The sequence below is a fragment of the Nonomuraea rhizosphaerae genome, assembly GCF_019396405.1.
GTDB classification, from domain to species: domain Bacteria; phylum Actinomycetota; class Actinomycetes; order Streptosporangiales; family Streptosporangiaceae; genus Nonomuraea; species Nonomuraea rhizosphaerae.
In genome coordinates, this window is sequence record NZ_JAHKRL010000515.1 from 1 (window position 1) to 18,059 (window position 18,059).

17 protein-coding genes are annotated in these 18,059 nt (G+C 69.5%); 2 read left to right on the plus strand and 15 right to left on the minus strand.

Annotated elements, in window-relative coordinates; all coding sequences use genetic code 11:
• On the minus strand, positions 1 to 648 hold a 648-nt coding region (locus tag KME77_RS30600), incomplete at its 3' end, for a helix-turn-helix domain-containing protein (RefSeq protein WP_372451233.1).
• Between the two features lie 328 nt (positions 649 to 976).
• Between KME77_RS30600 and KME77_RS26800 the strand changes: the two genes are divergently transcribed.
• Positions 977 to 1,282 (plus strand): hypothetical protein, encoded by a 306-nt coding sequence (locus tag KME77_RS26800; protein ID WP_219471718.1) that lies wholly within the window; start codon positions 977 to 979, stop codon positions 1,280 to 1,282.
• 43 nt (positions 1,283 to 1,325) lie between these two features.
• On the opposite strand, the gene KME77_RS26805 is transcribed toward KME77_RS26800, so the two are convergent.
• From KME77_RS26805 to KME77_RS26815, 3 genes are all read right to left on the minus strand, one after another.
• Positions 1,326 to 1,856, minus strand: coding sequence for a PIN domain-containing protein (locus KME77_RS26805; protein WP_219471719.1), 531 nt, complete (start codon positions 1,854 to 1,856; stop codon positions 1,326 to 1,328).
• Positions 1,853 to 2,950: a helix-turn-helix domain-containing protein gene (locus KME77_RS26810; RefSeq protein ID WP_219471720.1), complete on the minus strand. Its 1,098-nt coding sequence runs from the start codon at positions 2,948 to 2,950 to the stop codon at positions 1,853 to 1,855. Before KME77_RS26810 ends, KME77_RS26805 begins: the two co-directional genes overlap by 4 nt.
• 300 nt (positions 2,951 to 3,250) lie before the next feature.
• Positions 3,251 to 4,114: a LysR family transcriptional regulator gene (locus KME77_RS26815; protein WP_219471721.1), complete on the minus strand. Its 864-nt coding sequence runs from the start codon at positions 4,112 to 4,114 to the stop codon at positions 3,251 to 3,253.
• A 182-nt stretch (positions 4,115 to 4,296) separates the two neighbouring features.
• Between KME77_RS26815 and KME77_RS26820 the strand changes: the two genes are divergently transcribed.
• Positions 4,297 to 5,169: an aldo/keto reductase family oxidoreductase gene (locus tag KME77_RS26820; protein WP_281424267.1), complete on the plus strand. Its 873-nt coding sequence runs from the start codon at positions 4,297 to 4,299 to the stop codon at positions 5,167 to 5,169.
• A gap of 80 nt (positions 5,170 to 5,249) precedes the next feature.
• On the opposite strand, the gene KME77_RS26825 is transcribed toward KME77_RS26820, so the two are convergent.
• The 11 genes from KME77_RS26825 to KME77_RS26875 all read right to left on the minus strand — a co-directional run.
• On the minus strand, positions 5,250 to 6,254 hold the full coding sequence (locus tag KME77_RS26825) for a HEAT repeat domain-containing protein (RefSeq protein ID WP_219471722.1): 1,005 nt from the start codon (positions 6,252 to 6,254) through the stop codon (positions 5,250 to 5,252).
• 6 nt (positions 6,255 to 6,260) lie between these two features.
• On the minus strand, positions 6,261 to 6,929 hold the full coding sequence (locus KME77_RS26830; RefSeq protein WP_219471723.1) for a HEAT repeat domain-containing protein: 669 nt from the start codon (positions 6,927 to 6,929) through the stop codon (positions 6,261 to 6,263).
• Between the two features lie 74 nt (positions 6,930 to 7,003).
• Entirely contained in the window at positions 7,004 to 8,227 is a 1,224-nt protein-coding gene (locus KME77_RS26835) for an acyl-CoA dehydrogenase family protein (RefSeq protein ID WP_219471724.1), read from the minus strand.
• A gap of 9 nt (positions 8,228 to 8,236) precedes the next feature.
• A complete protein-coding gene (gene recD2 / locus KME77_RS26840) occupies positions 8,237 to 10,390 on the minus strand; it encodes an SF1B family DNA helicase RecD2 (RefSeq protein WP_308250922.1) in 2,154 nt (717 codons plus the stop codon).
• A gap of 30 nt (positions 10,391 to 10,420) precedes the next feature.
• Positions 10,421 to 12,190, minus strand: a complete 1,770-nt coding sequence (locus KME77_RS26845; protein WP_219471726.1) for an ABC transporter substrate-binding protein — start codon at positions 12,188 to 12,190, stop codon at positions 10,421 to 10,423.
• A gap of 19 nt (positions 12,191 to 12,209) precedes the next feature.
• Entirely contained in the window at positions 12,210 to 12,473 is a 264-nt protein-coding gene (locus tag KME77_RS26850) for a DUF2160 family membrane protein (protein WP_246610813.1), read from the minus strand.
• A 10-nt stretch (positions 12,474 to 12,483) separates the two neighbouring features.
• Positions 12,484 to 13,305 (minus strand): carbohydrate ABC transporter permease, encoded by an 822-nt coding sequence (locus KME77_RS26855; RefSeq protein WP_219471728.1) that lies wholly within the window; start codon positions 13,303 to 13,305, stop codon positions 12,484 to 12,486.
• 5 nt (positions 13,306 to 13,310) lie between these two features.
• Positions 13,311 to 14,255 (minus strand): carbohydrate ABC transporter permease, encoded by a 945-nt coding sequence (locus KME77_RS29620; RefSeq protein WP_219471729.1) that lies wholly within the window; start codon positions 14,253 to 14,255, stop codon positions 13,311 to 13,313.
• Positions 14,252 to 15,391, minus strand: coding sequence for an ABC transporter ATP-binding protein (locus tag KME77_RS26865; protein ID WP_219471730.1), 1,140 nt, complete (start codon positions 15,389 to 15,391; stop codon positions 14,252 to 14,254). Before KME77_RS26865 ends, KME77_RS29620 begins: the two co-directional genes overlap by 4 nt.
• Positions 15,384 to 16,511, minus strand: a complete 1,128-nt coding sequence (locus KME77_RS26870; protein ID WP_219471731.1) for an ABC transporter ATP-binding protein — start codon at positions 16,509 to 16,511, stop codon at positions 15,384 to 15,386. Before KME77_RS26870 ends, KME77_RS26865 begins: the two co-directional genes overlap by 8 nt.
• 186 nt (positions 16,512 to 16,697) lie before the next feature.
• Positions 16,698 to 18,059: golvesin C-terminal-like domain-containing protein (locus tag KME77_RS26875; RefSeq protein WP_219471732.1), on the minus strand; the 1,362-nt coding region annotated here is incomplete at its 5' end.

Here is an 18,059-nt window from a genome sequence, read left to right on the forward strand (position 1 = left end):
GGTGAGTGCGGCGGCTGCGGTGAACACCCGGGCCCCTTCACTGCCTCCCCCGCCGAACAGGCGGGGGCTGAGGTGGTCGCGCAGGTAAGTGGTGACGGTCGTGTACAGGTGAGCGCCGCCGATCTGGGCGTCCACCGCCCGCCACGTCGCCACCGCCGCAGCGTCACCACTGTCACCCGGTCCGCAGACGGGAGCCCGCGCCGCCACCGGAACCGGAGCCGGTACGGGGACACGCGTTGATGGGCACGCTGTGCGCTGCGATACCTGGAACCACAATCGATCGGCCGGGATGTGCAGCAATCGCGCCCACTGTGTGAGTCTGCCCAAGTCGGTCATGGCGGGGCCGTTCTCGATCCTGGAGAGCTGGGGTTGGGTGATGCCCACCCACGCCGCGACCGTTTCCTGGCGTAGGGGGCGCCCGTGGTGCGGGTGGGTATGGTAGATGGCGATGACACGGCCCATGTGCCACTGGCTGAGCGCTGCCCGTATGCCGGGATGGTCCCAGAACTCCGGCGGCACTCTTGGCGGGCCGGCGGGTGCGTCGTTGACGCTGCGGGCACCCGTGACGCATGCCGCGCACCGGTCGCTGGTGTTGTCACGCGCTAGTCGTGTCCCGCAGCGGCACCGCCGCACCTGCCTGCCGGTCATGAGGCTCACCGCCGCATCGGATACACCGAATCCTTCGTATCGAATGTAACCATGGGCTCACGGAGCGGATCCGGATATTCGCGGAGCGTATATTCCCATGCGCTATTGATCATGGCCTTATATGCAGCTACTGGTCACTGTGGGCACGACCCCAGCCGATCCAGTACGGAGGTCCACAGTGACCATGCAAGACGCAGCGCCGGAGCCGGTGATCAGTAGGAGGTGCCTGGCGGCCTCGAACCGCCCCACTGCCGAGGCCGATCCGGTCGCGCGTCCAGGGCCGTTGTCTGGCTCGGCTTTCTCCCCAACGCGACGAGTGGTGGGTTACATGCGCTTTCTGCCCGACGCCGATACCGCCGACATCAAGAAGGTCTCCGCGGCCCTGCGCGAGTTCGCGGTCGGATCCAGGTTGGATTTGGTCGCCATCTACACCGACCAGCACGTCTACCGCCGGTCAGCCTTCGGGGAACTCCTCCAAGCGCTGTGCCGCCCCGACATCACTACTGTGGTGATCCCCGCGCCCGAGCATCTGTCGGAGTTTCACGGCATCTATCAGGCCATGCGCGCTCTGATCGAACTGGAAACCGGCGCCGATGTCCTGGTGATGTCCCACACCGGCGAGGCCACGCCATGACCGACTCCCCGGTATAGGAGGTCATGCCGTAAGGCGTTCGAGGCTACGGTGGCAGAAGCCCTTGCTTCTCGGCCCAGGTGAGGAACTGCCCGCTCCCGAACGGGTATCGCGCGCCGGTCACGATGAGCGTGTCCACGAAGCCTGAAGCACAGGAACGATCCAATGTTCCGGCCCGGATGCCTTCGGCGATGATCCAGAGTGTGCCGTGTACGTCCAGGCCTTCGTTCCGGGCGGCGATCCGAGCGTCACGGTCGTCGGTGATGGCGGTCGCGCCGTGAGCCTCGGCCCAGGCCAGGACCGTTGCCTCGCCGCGATTGTGGTCGGCGCAGGAGAAGACGCTCACCCATTGAGCCAGGAGGACGAGTTCTGTCAGCCCGTCGACGTGGACGATCTCCAGCCAGTTCTGGCCGACGACGCTCAGACCGTTGCCCGTCAGTTCCTCCAGGACTGCGGCGGTGGTCACGTTGCGCCACGAGCTGACGATGGTGCCCAGGACATCGAGCCGGTCGGCCGCTGCCGCATGGTGGAGAGCGGAAGCGTCCCAGACGAACGTTCGGGGGGTGGGGGCGGTCATGGCGTAAGGGGCATCGTCTCTTGGGACGGCAGGTCCTCAGCGGTGAGCGGCTGGTGGAGCAGTTCGGCCACCCGGGCCGAGTTGAGGCGGCCTTCCCGCCAACCGGCCAGGACGGCCCTGCGCCAGTCGGGCCCGGTTTCGCCGATCACCAGATCTGGCTCGGGTTCACGCCCCAGCACAGAAAGGAAGTCACCGCGGACCGGCGTGGACGCGCGCAGGCTCTGGCGCTCGGCTGCGTCGATCAGGCCGAGCCGGTGTGCAGCCGCGACCGTCACCGACCAGGACACCCGGTAGGAGCCGGAAACGGCGATCAGCCGGGTGCGGGCGTCATCGCCGCCGATGCTCTGCCATCGGGCGGTGAGAGCGTCGTCGGGCAGGAGCAACGCCGAGGCGAAGGCGTCGATGACGCGTTCGCGGTCGTCCACGCTGGCGGCCACGCCGACGTCGGTGTGGTAGGCGTCCTGGAGCACGTGATGCCCCAGCTCGTGTGCGGCGGTGAACCTGCGGCGGCCCGGGGGCGCCTGCCCGCCCACGACGGCCACCCCGTAGCCGTCGAGAAGGAGTGAGGCTCCTTCCACGTCGCGATCGACGACGGTCAGATACAGGCCGAGCAACTCGGCCAGCTCGGCCATCGAACCTACCGGTTCCAGGTCGATGCGGGCGCGGCGACGGATGCTCTGAGCCAGCTCCCGTGCCTGTGCCTCGTCGTCGGCGGTGAGCGCGGGCTGCGGTGCTGGAGGGGTGAGGAGACCGCGATCGATGAACCAGGCAGTGTCGCGGGCGTGTGCCTCGAGGGCGGCGTCGAGCAGGAACCGCTCCCGGGTCGTGGCATCGGCCTCGTCGGCGAGAGACTGCCGTCGCGAGGTGATCGCCGTTGGCGGGCGCGTGACGAAGTGCCCCAGGGGAAGCTGGAGGACTTGGGCGATCCGCATCAGCTCCAGCGCGGAGATCTGCCTCTGTCCCGCCTCGATCCGGACCAGCGCGGTGCGTTCCAGCCCGATCTGGGTGGCGAAGTGCGTCTGCGTGAGTCCATGGGCCAACCGGGCCTCCCGGACCCGCTCGCCGACTTCGCTCCAGCTCTCCACGCTGCTCACTGTGTGATTATCGCACAAGCCTCGGGTGCGTTGTTTCCGAGGCCAGCACGAGTTCTACGACCGGACGGACAATGCGCGCTTCATGATGTGAGCGTGGCCGGCGGCCGACAGTCGGCCCCACAATGCCGCGACCGGCTCGTTCCCAGGCAGAACAGGGATACGAGAGAGCCGGTCGGCCAGTTCCTGGCGGCTGTGTGGCGCACTAACTGGCAGGTGCGGCATGAAGGCGCGGTGATTCTCAAGAAGCGGCGTTGAGATCGCGGGGCGGACGGAGGGGCATCAGGGTGAAGGTACGGGAGGTCATAGCTCTGTGGCTGTGCGGACCAGTTCGGCGAGGGCCAGGGAGCGGCTGTGCGCGGGCCAGGCGATATGGGTGACCACAGGGGGTGCGTCGGTCAGCGGCACGGCGGTGTGCTCGGCCCACAGCCAGGCGCGGGCGGAGTCGGGGAAGACGGCCACGGTGCGTCCGAGGGCGATCAGCTGGGCCAGTTGCGTCTGATCGTGGATCTCGGGACCCGGACCGGGCGGGTAGATGCCGTTACGGGACCAGCGGGCGAGCGGAAGATCGGGGACGTCGCTGACGTCGGCCATGGTCAGGGTCTTGCGGGCGGCGAGGGGGTGCCCGGCGGGCAGGATGGCGATCTGCCCCTCGGTCATCAGCTCCTGGCTGTCGAACCCGGCCAGGGAGTTGAACGGCTTGTGCATGAGCGCCACGTCTGCCCGGCCGTCGCGCAGCATCTCCTCCTGCTCGCACGTGCCGCTCGGCAGCACTTCGATCTCGGCGGGGTCGGATGTGGCCGCGTAGGCGTCGAGGAGTTTGTGCAGCAGCTCGTGGGACGCGGCAGCCTTCACCGCCAGCACCAGGCGGTTGCGAGGGCCTGCCGGGTCGTCAGCGCCGCCGGCTCGGCGGGTGCGGCGGGCGGCGGCGGTGACCGCGTCGAGGGCCGCGCGGCCCTCGTGCAGCAGCATCTCTCCGGCGCCGGTCAGGGCGACCCCGTGACGGTTACGTCTCAGCAGGGAGACGCCGAGGCGCCGTTCGAGCCGCTGGATCGCCCGTGACAGCGGCGGCTGGGCCATGCCGAGGCGTTCGGCGGCCCGGCCGAAGTGCAGTTCCTCGGCGACCGCCAGGAAGTATCTGAGCTCGCGGGTCTCCAGCACGTCCATGAGCGGAGCATATGCGGTGATACCCGTCGGGTATCACCGGGCGGTGGGTCGGTATTGGATGCGCCGCCGGTCGGCGAGCGAACATCAACGGCATGGGCAAAGCAAGGGCCGCGCAGACAGCGAGCGCCGATCACGTGACACGCGACCCATGAAGTATCCGGCTCAGCAGGAAAGACACCACCATGAACGCACCTTCCGCGTCACTGCCCGGCGGCACCTGGCCCCTGGGCGGCCTGACCGTCACCCGCTTCGGCTACGGCGCCATGCAGCTCGCCGGCCCCGGGGTCATGGGACCGCCCGCCGACCACGACGGCGCACTCGCCGTCCTGCGCGAGGCCGTCGACCTCGGGATCACCCACATCGACACCGCCGGCGCCTACGGACCACGCTTCACCAACCAGCTGATCCGTGAAGCGCTGCACCCCTACCCCGAATCGCTGCACATCGTGACCAAGGTCGGCGCGGTCCGCGATCAGCAGGGTGGCTGGCCACCGGCCCGGCGGTCCGAGGACCTGCGCCGCGCCGTTCACGAGAACCTCAAGGACCTCGGCCTCGACGCGCTCGACGTGGTCAACCTCCGGCTCGGCGACGCCCAGGGCCCCCGGCCCGGCTCGCTCGCCGAGCCCTTCGAGGCTCTCGCCGAACTCCAGCGGCAGGGCCTGATCCGGCATCTGGGAGTGAGCAACGCGACGGCGGAACAGGTCGCTGAGGCGCAGGCGGTCGCGCCGATCGTGTGCGTGCAGAACATGTACAACCTCGCCCACCGCCAGGACGACGAGCTGATCGACGACCTCGCTGCCAAAGGCGTCGCGTACGTGCCGTTCTTCCCGCTCGGCGGCTTCACCCCGCTGCAGTCCACGGCGCTGTCCGCCGTGGCCGCCCGGCTGGAGGCGACGCCGATGTCGGTCGCCCTGGCCTGGCTGCTGCGACGGTCACCGAACATCCTGCTCATTCCTGGCACGTCGTCGGTGGCGCATCTGCGGGAGAACGTCGCCGGCGCGGGGCTCTTGCTCTCCGGCGAGGAACTCGCCGAGCTGGACAAGATCGACCGCTAGAGCCTGCCTCGGGGAAGATCACCCATCGGCGAGGATCCAGGAGAAGACACTCACCTGCCGAGCCACGAGGACGAGGTCCGTCAGCGTGCGTCGCGTATGCCGAGGATGTACGTCGCCGTGAGCGCAACCGCACGATCCTCGTCATGGGACAGATCCGCGAGCGCTCGGGACGCCGTCGTGCCGGGGATGTCGGCGAGCGCCTCCGTCAGCCGCCGGCGTGCGGCCGGTTCCACGGTGCCGTGGGTCAGGCGATCGACGAGCTTGGAGGCGATCTGGTCCGTCAGCGCGGAGTGGCTCGCCAGCGCGCTCAGCGCGTCGGCCGCGTCGACGTCGTTCGTCCCCTGGACGACCATGTCGATGAGCGTCGGGATCGCGTCGGCCACCCCGCGTGTCCCCAGCGCCAGAGCCGCGTGCCGGCGGACCGCGGTGTCGGGGTTCGTGAGGGCGTCCCGCAGGAGCGTGGTCGCCGCGCCGCCCGGGATCTCGGTGATGGCCTGGACGGCGCGTTCGCGCACCTCGGCCGCTGGTGAGGCGAGGCCCTGCGCCAGCGGTGCCAGGGCGTCGTCACCCGAACGTGCCAGAGCCCAGCGGAGGGCTCCGGCGACGTTGGTGTCCGTCTCGCTCAGGGCTGCCTCGACCAGCGCTTCCACCGGCATCGCGGCCTCCTCGATCGAGGACAGGGCCGCGTGCTGGCGCCTGCCGGCGCTCTTCGAGCCCAATGCCTGCAAGAGCGCGACGATCTGGAGGACGTCCTCCCAGCCGGAAGGGTCCGCGGCGTTGATCCGGCGCAGGCGGGTGAGCAGCTCCGTCTCTGCCGCGATGCGTTCCCGGGTCTGGCGGATGAGATCCTCGACGAGCTCTGAAGGGGTGAAGCCAGGATCGTCGAGGGCACGCCTGACCTCACGCAACGACAGCCCCAGCGACCGCAGGCTCTCGATCTGGAAGATCCGCCGGATGTCCTCGCCGGAGTACTCGCGGTAGCCCGCGCCGCTGCGGCCCGTCGGCCGCACCAGGCCGAGCGACTCGTAGTGCCTGAGCATGCGGGCGCTGACCCCGGACCGTCGTGCCACGTCACCGATCAACACGGCCCATCATCCCTCCTGGCCGGTGCTGCCGAGCGCCACGACGCGCTTGGCCTCCTCGATCGCGAGCTCGAATCCGGCGTCCGGGTCGTGCAGCAACCGTTCCGTGGCGGCCGCGTGGGCGCGTACGCGCGGGTCGGGGTCCGTCATGGCGGCGCTCAGCGTGGGCGCGGCCACCTCGCCGAGCGCGGCCAGCGCCCGGCTGAGGCTGAGCCGCGTCTCGCGTCCGCCGCGCCCGAGCTGGGTCGACAGCGCCGCGGCCAGCTCGGCCTCCTCCCCTTCCGGCACGAGGACGACCGCCGTCCGCCAGGCGCTGCGCGCCACCTCGTCGTCGGCGTCGGACAGCAGCTCCGGTGTGATCGCCGGCCACGCCCCCCGGTCCCCGATCTTGGAGAGGGTGTGCAGCGCCTGGCTCCGGGCCTGGGCACGCCCGGAGCGGAGTTGCCCCAGAAGCTCGGGGACCGTCATCGACGCCGGGTGGCGAGTGAGGGCCCACGTCAGCATGTCGCGCACGTGGAAGGCGGGTTCGATCGCGCACCGTTCGACGAGCTTGCCGATGAGACGGGGGTCGGGGGCCGTGCCGACCGCCATCGCCGCCCTCAGCCGCACCGACGAGTCGCCGTCCTCCAGCCCCTGGACAGCGCGAACGAGCTCCGTGTCCTGTTGCCGCATGGTCATCGGGACCACCTCCTTGGCAACAGTGAAGAGCTTGTCACTGTGTCAAGGTCAAGCTCACGTCTCCGGCGCGCCGGTCACAGGGGCAGGCCGCCGGTGGCTGCGCTGGTCGTCCCAGATGCTCGGTACGCCGCGATGGTCCGCTCCGCGATCCGCATCTGGTGGATCTCGTCCGCCCCGTCCGCGAACCGAGCCCACCGGGCGTGCTGGAACATGTTCGCCAGCGGCGTGTCCGTCGAGTACCCCAGCGCCCCGTGCACCTGAATGGCCCGGTCGAGGATCCGGTTCAGGCTGTTGGCCACGAAGTGCTTGGCCATCGACACCTCCGTACGGAAGTCCTCGCCCCGGTCGATCTTGTACGCCGCGTGCAGCACCATCAGCTTGCACTGGTACAGCTCCATGGCCGAGTCGGCGATCAGCCACTGCACGCCCTGCTTGTCGGCCAGCAGGGAGCCGTGGCTGTAGCGCTTGAGGGCGCGGTCGACCATCATGTCCAGCGCGGTCTCGGCCTGGGAGATCCAGCGCATGCAGTGGGCCAGGCGGGCCGGGCCGAGGCGGTACTGGCCGAGGCGGTGGCCGTTGCCGCGCCCGCCCAGCACCTGCGAGTCGGGGACGCGCAGGTCGGTGATGACGATCTCGCTGTGGCCGGTCGAGCCGTGCATGGTCTCGACCTCGCGGATGTCGTTCCAGCCGTCGGAGGGGATGTCGACGAGGAAGGCGGTGTTCGCGCCGCGTGAGCCCTCGGGCACGTCGGGCTCGGTGCGGGCGATGAGGATGGCGAAGGAGGCCCGGCGGGCGTTGGAGATGAACCACTTGTGGCCGTTGATCACCCATTCGTCGCCGTCCTTGACGGCGTGCGTGCGGATCAGCGTGGGGTCGGAGCCGGCGACCTCCGGCTCGGTCATCGCGAAGCAGGACATCTTCACCCCGTCGAGCAGCGGGCGCAGGTACTTCTCCTTCTGCGCCTTGTCGGCCCAGTGCAGCAGGGTGTGCATGTTGCCCTCGTCGGGGGCGCTGCAGTTGAGCACCCAGGGGCCGAGCCGGGTCTTGGCCGCCTCCGACTGCACCATGGCCAGCTCGACGTGGCCGAGGCCCATGCCGCCCCACTCCTTCGGCATGTGCGGCAGCCACAGCCCTTCGGCCTTGGCCTTCTCGCGCAGCCGGAAGATCGTGCGGAGGTAGGCGTCGCGGTCGCTCTCCGGCACCTCCTCCACGGCCGGGATGACCGTGTCCTGGATGAAGGTACGGACCCGGTCGCGGATCGCCTCGTGCTCGGGGGCGAGGGTGAAGTCGATGGCCATGGTGCTCCTTCACAAGAGGTGTGCCAGCCGGCGGGTGAGGCCGGTGTTGCGGCGGTCGCCGAGCCTGGCGACCGCGAGTTCGAGAGCCTTGCGCTCGCCGACCAGCACCACCCACGACCTGGCCCGGGTGACCAGGGTGTAGAGGAGCCTGCGGCGCAGCATGATGCCGCCCGACTCGGCGACGATCGGCGCCACCACGAACGGGTACTCGCTGCCCTGCGAGCGGTGCACGCTGATCGCGTACGCGTGGGTGAGGTCGTCGAGCTCGTCGAAGCCGTAGGTGACGGTGTCGCCGTCGTCGATGAGGATCTCCACGAGCCGCTGCTCGGGGGTGATGCCGGTCACCGTGCCGGTCTCGCCGTTGAAGACGCCCTTGTCGTAGTTGTTGCGGATCGGCATGACGCGGTCGCCGACGCGGAAGGCCGACGTGCCGTACCAGTGCTCGGGCCGCCCGGCGGCGGCGGGGTTGAGCCGCTCCTGGAGCTTGCGGCCGAGCTCGGCGGTGCCGGCCGAGCCCTTGCGCATCGGGCACAGCACCTGCACCTGGCCGGGCTCGACGCCCTGTTTGCGGGGGATCGCCACCGTGGCCAGGTGGACGACCCGCTCGGCCACGGCCTCGGGGTCGTCGAGCTCCTCGAACCAGAACCCGCCGCCGCCCGGCGTCGCAGGCAGCCGCCCGGCCCTGATGCGGTGGGCGTTGCGGATGATGCCGCTGCCGTCGGCCTGGCGGAAGACGTGCGTGAGCCGTACGCGCGGGATCTCCTCGACGCGCAGCAGGTCGGCCAGCACGCTGCCGGGGCCGATGCTGGGGAGCTGGTCGCTGTCGCCGACGAGCAGCAGGTGGCTGCCGGACGGGACGGCCGAGGAGAGCCGCGTGGCCAGGTGCAGGTCCAGCATGGACGCCTCGTCCACCACGATCAGGTCGGCCTGCGCGGGCACCTGGTCGAACAGCGCGTCGGGGTCGGGCTGGTGGGCCAGCATCCGGTGGACGGTCATCGCGGGCAGCCCGGTCAGCTCCGACAGGCGCTTGGCCGCCTTGCCGGTGGGCGCGGTGAGCGTCACCCGGCCGCCCATCGCCCGCGCGGTGGCCGCGATCACCCGCACGGTGTGGCTCTTGCCGCAGCCCGGACCGCCGGTGAGGATGGAGACAGTGCTGGTCAGCGCCATGTTGACGGCCGCGCGCTGGTCGTCGTGGAGCGTCTGGTCCTCCTTGAAGGCGCGCATGGGCAGCGTCGAGCGGGCCTGGCAGAGCCTGGCCAGCTGCTCGGCCAGCTTGACCTCGCGGCTGTGCAGCTCCTTGCCGTAGACGACGAGCTGGTCGGGGCCCGCCTCGACGACCACCCGGCGCTCGGCCGTGAGCGCGTCGATCATCGGCCTGATCCTGTCCTGGTCCTGTTCGACCAGCTCGGCGGTCTGGGTGAGCAGCGCGGTCATCGACAGGAAGCAGTGGCCGCCGCGGGCGGCGGCGCCCTCCAGCCGGTCGAGCAGCGCCGCCTTGATCCGCTGCGGGCTGCTCGCCGGCACGCCCGACTGCAGGGCGATGCGGTCCGCCGTGGTGAACGCGATGCCCCTGACCCTGCCGATGAGCTGGTACGGGTCGGTCCGGACGATCTCCGCCGACTCGGTGCCGTACACCTGGAAGATCTTGGCGGCCAGCAGTGGGCTGACCCCGAAGCCTTGCAGGACCACCATCAGCGCGGCGATCTCCTTCTGCTCCCGCCACGCCTCCACGATCTGGCCCTGCCGGGCCGGGCCGATGTTGAGCACCTCGGTCAGCCGTCCGGGCGCGGTGTCGATGACGGTCAGCGTCGCCTCGCCGAAGTGGCCGACGATGGCCTGGGCCAGCCGCGGCCCGATGCCGCGGACCAGGCCCGAGCCGAGGTAGAGCTGGATGGCCCGTACGGTGGAGGGCACCACGCGCTCGCAGGCCGTGACCGTGAAGCGGCGGCCGTGGCGGTGGTGCTCGGCCCACTCGCCGCTCAGGTCGACGGTCTCGCCCGGCTGGATGCCCGCCAGTGCCCGGCCCGCCGCCACGAAATGAGGAACGTCGTCGGCACTCATCCGGGCAACGGTGTATTCGTCCTCACGGACGTACACAAGCTGCTCGACTGAGGCCTCCACGGCTTCGATCCAATCATTCGTGCTGACGGGCCGCGTAGGCACATTAAGGCAGAGGACCGACAGATCCGGGAATCAGCCTCCCTGCTTCCAGGTCGCGATCAGTTTGTCGTAGTCGAGCGTGGCCGGCTTGCCGCGTTCGTCGGCCAGTTTCGGCGCGGGGGCGCCCGGCTGGTCCAGCCAGTACTGGGCCGGCTGCTCGGGGTTCAGCTTGGGCGCGCAGTTCCCGCCGTAGCCGCGCCGCTCCAGCCTGGACAGGATGTCGTCCTGCTGCTTGGCCAGGTTGTCCATCGACTGCTGGGCCGTGGTCTCGCCGGTGACCGCGGTGGCCACGTTCTGCCACCAGAGCTGGGCGAGCTTCGGGTAGTCGGGGACGTTGGTGCCGGTCGGGGTCCACTGCTTGCGGGCGGGGGAGTTGTAGAACTCGATCAGGCCGCCGTACTTGGCCGCGTTCTCCTTGAAGTAGTCGCTCTTGACGTCGGAGTCGCGGATGAACGTCAGGCCCTTGATCGACTTCTTCAGCGAGACCGTCTTGGACGTGACGAACTGCGCGTACAGCCAGGCCGCCGCCCTGCGCTCCTTGGGGGTGTTCTTCAGCAGGGTCCACGAGCCGGCGTCCTGGTAGCCCAGCTTGTTGCCGTCCTTCCAGTACGAGCCGTGCGGGCTGGGCGCGATGCGCCACTTCGGCGTCCCGTCGCCGTTGACGACCGGCAGGCCCGGCTTGGTCATGTCGGCGGTGAACGTGGTGTACCAGAAGATCTGCTGGGCGATGTTGCCCTGCGCGGGGACCGGCCCGGCCTCGCTGAAGTTCATGCCCGCCGCCTCCTTCGGCGCGTACTTCTTCAGCCAGTCCACGTACTTGGTCAGCGCGTAGACGGAGGCGGGCCCGTTGACGTCGCCGCCGCGGGTGACCGAGGAGCCGACCGGGCGGCAGTTCTCCACACGGATGCCCCATTCGTCGACCGGCAGGCCGTTCGGGATGCCCGGGTCACCGTTGCCGGCCATGGACAGCCACGCGTCGGTGAACCGCCAGCCGAGCGAGGGGTCCTTGCGGCCGTAGTCCATGTGGCCGTAGACCTTCTTGCCGTCGACGGTGCCGTTGCCGTTGACCTTGTTGGTGAAGAAGTCGGCGATGTCCTCGTAGGCCGCCCAGTTGACCGGGACGCCGAGGTCGTAGCCGTAGGCGTCCTTGAACTGCTTCTTGATCGCCGGGTCGGTGAACCAGTCGTAGCGGAACCAGTAGAGGTTGGCGAACTGCTGGTCGGGAAGCTGGTACAGCTTCTTGTCCGGGCCGGTGGTGAAGCTGATGCCGATGAAGTCGTTCAGGTCCAGCGTCGGCGAGGTGATCGCCTTGCCCTCCCCGGCCATGTAGTCCGACAGCGGGACGACGTAGTCGCCGCGCGAGTGGGTGCCGATGAGGTCGGAGTCGTTGACGTAGGCGTCGTAGATGTTCTGGTTGCCCTGGATCTGCGTCTGGAGCTTCTCGATGACGTCGCCCTCCTGGATCAGGTCGTGCTTGACCTTGATCCCGGTGATGTCGGTGAACGCCTTGGCGAGCTGCTGCGACTCGTACTCGTGGGTGGTGATCGTCTCGGAGACGACGTTGATCTCCATGCCGCGGTACGGGGCCGCGGCCTTGGTGAACCAGTCCATCTCGGCCAGTTGCTGGTCCTTCGACAGGGTGCTCGGCGTGAACTCGCCGCTCACCCACTTCTGGGCCGCGGCCTTGCCCTGGGCCTCGGTGAAGCTGCTCGACGGTTTCTGCTCTCCGGACGCGCAGGCGGTCGCGGTCAGGACGAGCGCTGCCAGGCCCGCCATCGCGGCCCTGCCCGTGGGACGTCTCATCGCTAACTCCTCACTGTTGTCAGCCCCAAACCCCGATGACGATCGCGACGGCCAGCGCGCACGCGAGGGCCAGCCACATGGACAGGTCGGTGACGGCGATCCAGCCGGCCAGGACGACGGCGGCGCTGATCAGGCCGATGTACAGCCGGTCGCCGCGGTCGGTCTCGATGCGCAGGAACCCGCGCCGCGCCACCGGCGGCGAGAAGTGGCCCCAGATCGCCATGCCGGCCAGCAGCAGCGCCAGGCCGGCGAAGACCATCGCTGTCGGGAGGGTCCAGACCATCCACTGCACGTCAGACCCTCCCCAGCGCGAAGCCCTTGGCCACGTAATTGCGCACGAACCAGATGACGATGGCGCCGGGGATGATCGTCAGCACTCCGGCGGTGGCCAGCAGCCCCCAGTCCACCCCGGCCGCGCTCACGGTCCGCGTCATCGTGGCGGCGATGGGCTTGGCGTTGACCGAGGTGATGGTCCTGGCGATGAGCAGCTCGACCCAGCTGAACATGAAGCAGAAGAACAGGGTGACGCCGACCGCCGACCGGATCATCGGCAGGAAGATCTTGACGAAGAAGCGCGGCAGGGAGTAGCCGTCGATCGCCGCCGTCTCGTCGATCTCGCGGGGGATGCCGGACATGAACCCTTCGAGGATCCAGACCGCCAGGGGGACGTTGAACAGCATGTGCGCGATGGCGACCCCGAGATGCGTGTCGAACAACCCCACAGCCTGATAAATCTGGAAAAAGGGGAGGAGGAACACGGCCGGTGGGGCCATCCGGTTCGTCAGCAGCCAGAAGAACAGGTGCTTGTCCCCGGCGAACCTGAACCGCGAGAACGCGTACGCCGCCGGCAACGCCACGATCAGCGAGAACACCGCGTTCATCGACGTGTAGACGATCGAGTTCAGGTAGCTGGAGTACCAGGCCGAGTCCGTGAAGAACGTCGTGTAGTTCTCGAACGTCACCCGCTGCGGCAGCAGCGAGAAGCTGCCGAGGATGTCGTCGTTCGGGCGGATCGACATGCCGAACATCCACAGGATCGGCAGCATCAGCGTGGCCGCGTACAGCCAGAACACCGTCCGTGCCCACGGCAGCCGCCGCCCGGTCGTCCTCGCCATCGCGCTCACCTCCCCGACCTGGTCAGCACGGTGAAGAAGACGTAACAGAGGATCTGCACGAACAGGAAGTACAGCAGCGAGAACGCGCCCGCCGGCCCCAGGTCGAACTGCCCGACGGCGATCTTCGACAGCAGGATGCTGAGGAACGAGGTCGCGTTCCCCGGCCCGCCGCCGGTCACCACGAACGGCTCGGTGTAGATCATGAAGCTGTCCATGAACCTGAGCAGGATCGCGATCGTCAGCACCCCGCGCAGCCTCGGCAGCTGGATGTGCCGGAAGACCGCCCAGGCCGAGGCGCCGTCGATCTGCGCGGCCTGGAAGTACGGCTGCGGGATCGAGCGCAGCCCCGCGTACGCCAGCAGCGCGACCAGCGGCGTCCAGTGCCACACGTCCATGATCAGGACGGTGATCCACGCGTCGGTCGAGTCGAGCGTGTAGTTGAAGTCGAGCCCGAGCACGTTGTTGATCGCCCAGCCGCCCAGGCCGATGTCCGGGCGGGCGAAGATCTGCCAGATGGTGCCCACGACGTTCCACGGGATCAGCAGCGGCAGCGCGACCAGCACCAGCGCGACCGACACCCACACCCCGCGGCGCGGCATCGCCACCGCCAGCGCCACGCCCAGCGGGATCTCCAGCAGCAGCACCTGCGCCGAGAAGATCAGCGTCCGCACGAAGGCGGCGCGGACCTCGGGGTCGCGGGCGACCGAGCGGAACCACTCCAGGCCCACGAAGATCCGGTCGTCGGGGCTGAAGACGTCCTGGACGGAGAAGTTGACCACCGTCATCAGCGGGATGACCGCGGTGAACGCCACCGAGACGACGACCGGCAGGACCAGGAACCAGGCCCGGTTGTTCTTCGGCTTGACGGGGGCCTGCGCGTCGGCCGCCTCCTTAGTCGTGGCGGCGGTTCCGGCCTCGCCGCCCGCGACGGCGGTGCTCTGCTCGCTCACTGCTCCCCCTCCCCGTGAGCCGGCCCGTCGACCGGCCCCACCGCCCCGCATCTCACCGCGTCCCGGTACAGGAAGGTCCGGTCGGGCGGGAGGCGCAGGTACTCGGTGTCGCCGGGCTTGAAGCGGGCCTCCGCGTCGGTCCTGGCGATCACCGGGTGGCCGCCGGCCTCGACGTGTACCAGGTTGTAGGCGCCCATCCGGTCGACGCCCGTCACCCGTACGGGCAGGCCGGGGGAGACGGGGTCACCGCCGAGCACCGCGAACTCGGGCCGCACCCCGACCCGCACCGGCCCCGGAGCCGGCGCTTCCCCGGCCGCGCGGTCCGCGCCGGTGTCGCCGAGCGCGCGGCCCACGTCGGTGTCGCCGACCCGGACCAGGCCGTCCGCGGTGATCTCGGCCGGGATCACGTTCATGCCCGGCGAGCCGATGAAGTGCCCGACGAACTCGTGCGCCGGCGACAGGAACAGCTCCGCCGGCTCGCCCGCCTGCACGATGGCGCCCTCGTTCAGCACCACCACCTCGTCGGCGAACGTCAGCGCCTCGGTCTGGTCGTGCGTGACGTAGATGAGCGTGTGCCCGGTGTCGCGGTGGATCTCCTTGAGCTTGCTGCGCAGCGTCCACTTCAGCGCCGGGTCCACGACGGTCAGCGGCTCGTCGAGCAGCACGGCGGCAACCTCGGGGCGGACCAGGCCGCGGCCCAGGCTGACGATCTGCTGCCGCCCCGCGTCCAGCCGCCGCGATCGGCGTCTGAGCTGGTCGTCCAGGCCGAGCAGCTCGGAGACGCGGCGTACCCGCCGGTCGATCTCCGGCTTGGGGACCTTGCGGTTGCGGAGCGGGAAGGCGAGGTTGTCGTAGACCGACATCTCCTCGTACAGGACCGGGAACTGGAAGACCTGCGCGATGTTGCGGCCCGCCGTGGGCACGGCGGTGACCTCGCGGTCGTCGAAGAAGACGCGGCCGACGGTCGGGGAGATCAGCCCCGAGATGATGTTGAGCAGCGTCGTCTTGCCGCAGCCGCTCGGGCCGAGCAACGCGTACGCCCTGGAGCTGCGCCACGTCCACGTCATCGGCCGCAGCGCCCACGTCCTGCCGCCGTCGTAGCTGTGGCCCACGCCTTCGAGCCGGATGTCAGCCATGCAGGTCGACCTCCGCCGCCGACGTGGCCAGGAGCCTGCCGCCGACCTCGTCGAAGACGAAGATGTGCGCCGGGTCCACGTACGCCGTCGCGCGCTCGCCCGGCGTGAACAGCTGGGTGCCGGAGAGCTGGGCGACCAGGTGACGTCCGCCCGCCTGCTCACCCGCCTGCCCGCCCGTCAGTCCGTCCGCCAGCAGCAGGTGCAGGAACGTCGAGCTGCCCGTCACCTCCGCCAGCCTGATCTCGGCCGGGAACGCCAGCGCGCCGGACCCGGTCCGCTCGATCGTCACCTGGTGCGGCCGCACGGCCAGGATCACCTGGCGGCCGGAGGCGTGCGCCCCGGGGGATGGGAACGAGACGCCCAGGCACTCGATCCGGCCGTCGCGCACGACGCCGGGCAGCAGGTTCAGCGGCGGGTCGCTGAGCGTCGCCGCGACGTCCAGTGTCGGCGGCTGCGCGTACATGTCGGCCACGTCCCCGGTGTGCCGGACCCGGCCCTCGCCCAGCACGACCGTCGGCGAGGCGAACGTCAGCGCCTCGGCCGGGTCGGCCGTCGAGTACAGGACCACGCTGCGCGAGTCGGCGAACATGGCCTTCAGGTCGGCCCGTAACTGCTCGCGCAGCTTGAAGTCGAGGTTGGCGAGCGGCTCGTCGAGCAGCAGCACGTCCACCGGCTTGGCCAGCGCGCGGGCGATCGCCGTGCGCTGCTGCTGGCCGCCGGACAGCTCCGCGGGCCTGCGCTCCAGCAGCTCGCCGATGCCCATGATTTCCGCGATCTCGCGCACCCGGCCGTCGATATCTTTCTTCGGAAAGGAACGTGACATGCGCAGCGGCGAGGCGATGTTCTCGTACACCGAGAGCGACGGATAATTGATGAATTGCTGATAGACGAAGGCGACCGATCGTTTACGCACGGAAATTGAGGTGACGTCTTTTCCGTTGACCATGACCCGGCCCGCGTCCGGCGGCCGCAGCCCGCCCACGACCCGCATCAACGTCGTCTTCCCCGCGTTCATGGGGCCGACGAGGGTGGTCATTCCGCTGGAAAGCTCCAGGTGGATGTCGTGCAGCCACGTCTCCCCGCGCTGCCTTACACGGACGCCGTCGAGAACCAGCGCCATACGCGCGACCCTCCTCGCCCCGATGCGTGATCGGCCAGGACCCCTCCATCTAACATCTTTTGCATGGGCGTGCAAAGAGGGCAGTTACTGATTAGTGAATGTGCCTATATTTATCTACTTTTATTTGGGTGCGACGAACAAGTACGGCCCGGGCCAAGCGGCCACGGGCCGTACCAGATGCGGTGATCAGGGCTTGCTGATGCGGACCGCGTCGGCGATGACGAGGCCCGTGCCGGAGGTCCAGCGGCTGACCGCGACGACGTTGGCGGTGCCCGCGTTCAGCGAGAAGCTGCCGATGCTCTTCCAGGCGCCCCCTCCGGAGCGCTGGTCCACGTACACCGTCTGGTTGCCGCTCGACGTGGCCACGATGTACGGGGCCGAGCTGTTGTAGCCGGGGTCGTCCGGATACCAGACCTCCACCGTGTACGTGCCCGCGCTGGGGATGGCCGCCTGGTACCAGGCCGGGTCGCTGGAGGCGACCGGGTCGGCGAAGCGGTAGTCGGCGCCGTGACGCTGGCTGGAGTAGGCGGAGGTGCCCCAGTTGGCGCTGGCGGTGAACTGGCCGGCGGTGTCGTTGTCGACCGTGGTCGTCCACGACGGGGTGCCGCCGCCGCCGTTCACGTAGTTCATGTACGTGGTCCAGTTCCAGTTCGGACCCGGGTCGGTGTGGGTCGCGCCGGGCACCTCGCTGTGGCCGACGATGCCGGTGCGGTTCTTCGGGATGCCGTACTTGTCGCACAGGTAGCGCGTCAGGGCGGCCGAGGCCCGGTACATGGCGTCGGTGAACCACGAGGCGTCGTTGACGAAGCCCTCGTGCTCGATGCCGATGGACCGGTTGTTGAAGCTGGAGTTGCCCGCGTGCCAGGCGACGTCCTTGTCCCGGACCATCTGGGTGATGGCGCCGTTGGAGGACTTGACCACGTAGTGGGCCGAGACTTGGGCGGCGGGATTCTGGAACCAGGAGATGGTGCCCGCGTACGAGCCCTGGGTCACGTGGATGACCACCCGGTCGATGTTGTAGCTGGTCTCACGGTTGGAGACCCGGTAGTTGCTGGAGCTGGCGGCGACCCAGGCGGCCGGCGGGTAGTCGGGGCTGGCGACCTCGGCCTGCCCGGTCAGGTCGCGGGCCTTGGCCAGCTCGCCGCGGTCGGCGGTGACCTCCTGCGGCTTGACCTGCACGCCGGCGGCGGTGAGGCCGAGGCCGAGCTGCTCGTACACGGCGTCGGCGTACAGGCGGGCCAGTTCGGGGGACTTGGCGGCGCCGTAGGCGGCGACGGCCGGGTACCAGCGGCCGATGTCCTTCTTGGCGCTGTCGTCCAGGCCCAGCGCGTCGGCGTGGGAGCGCAGGACGGCGGCGCCGCCGAGGACGTTGGCCGTGTCGTCGGTCTTCAGCTTGCCGGCCGGGAGGCTGGTCAGCTCGGCGGCCTTCTCCAGCGAGTGGTTGGACGGGTTGCTGACCAGGTGCATCACGCCGTAGCCGCCGCTGGCGCTGGGTTCGCCGCGGTGGCCGTCGAGGTGCGTCTCGGCGTAGCCGAGGGCGACCAGCAG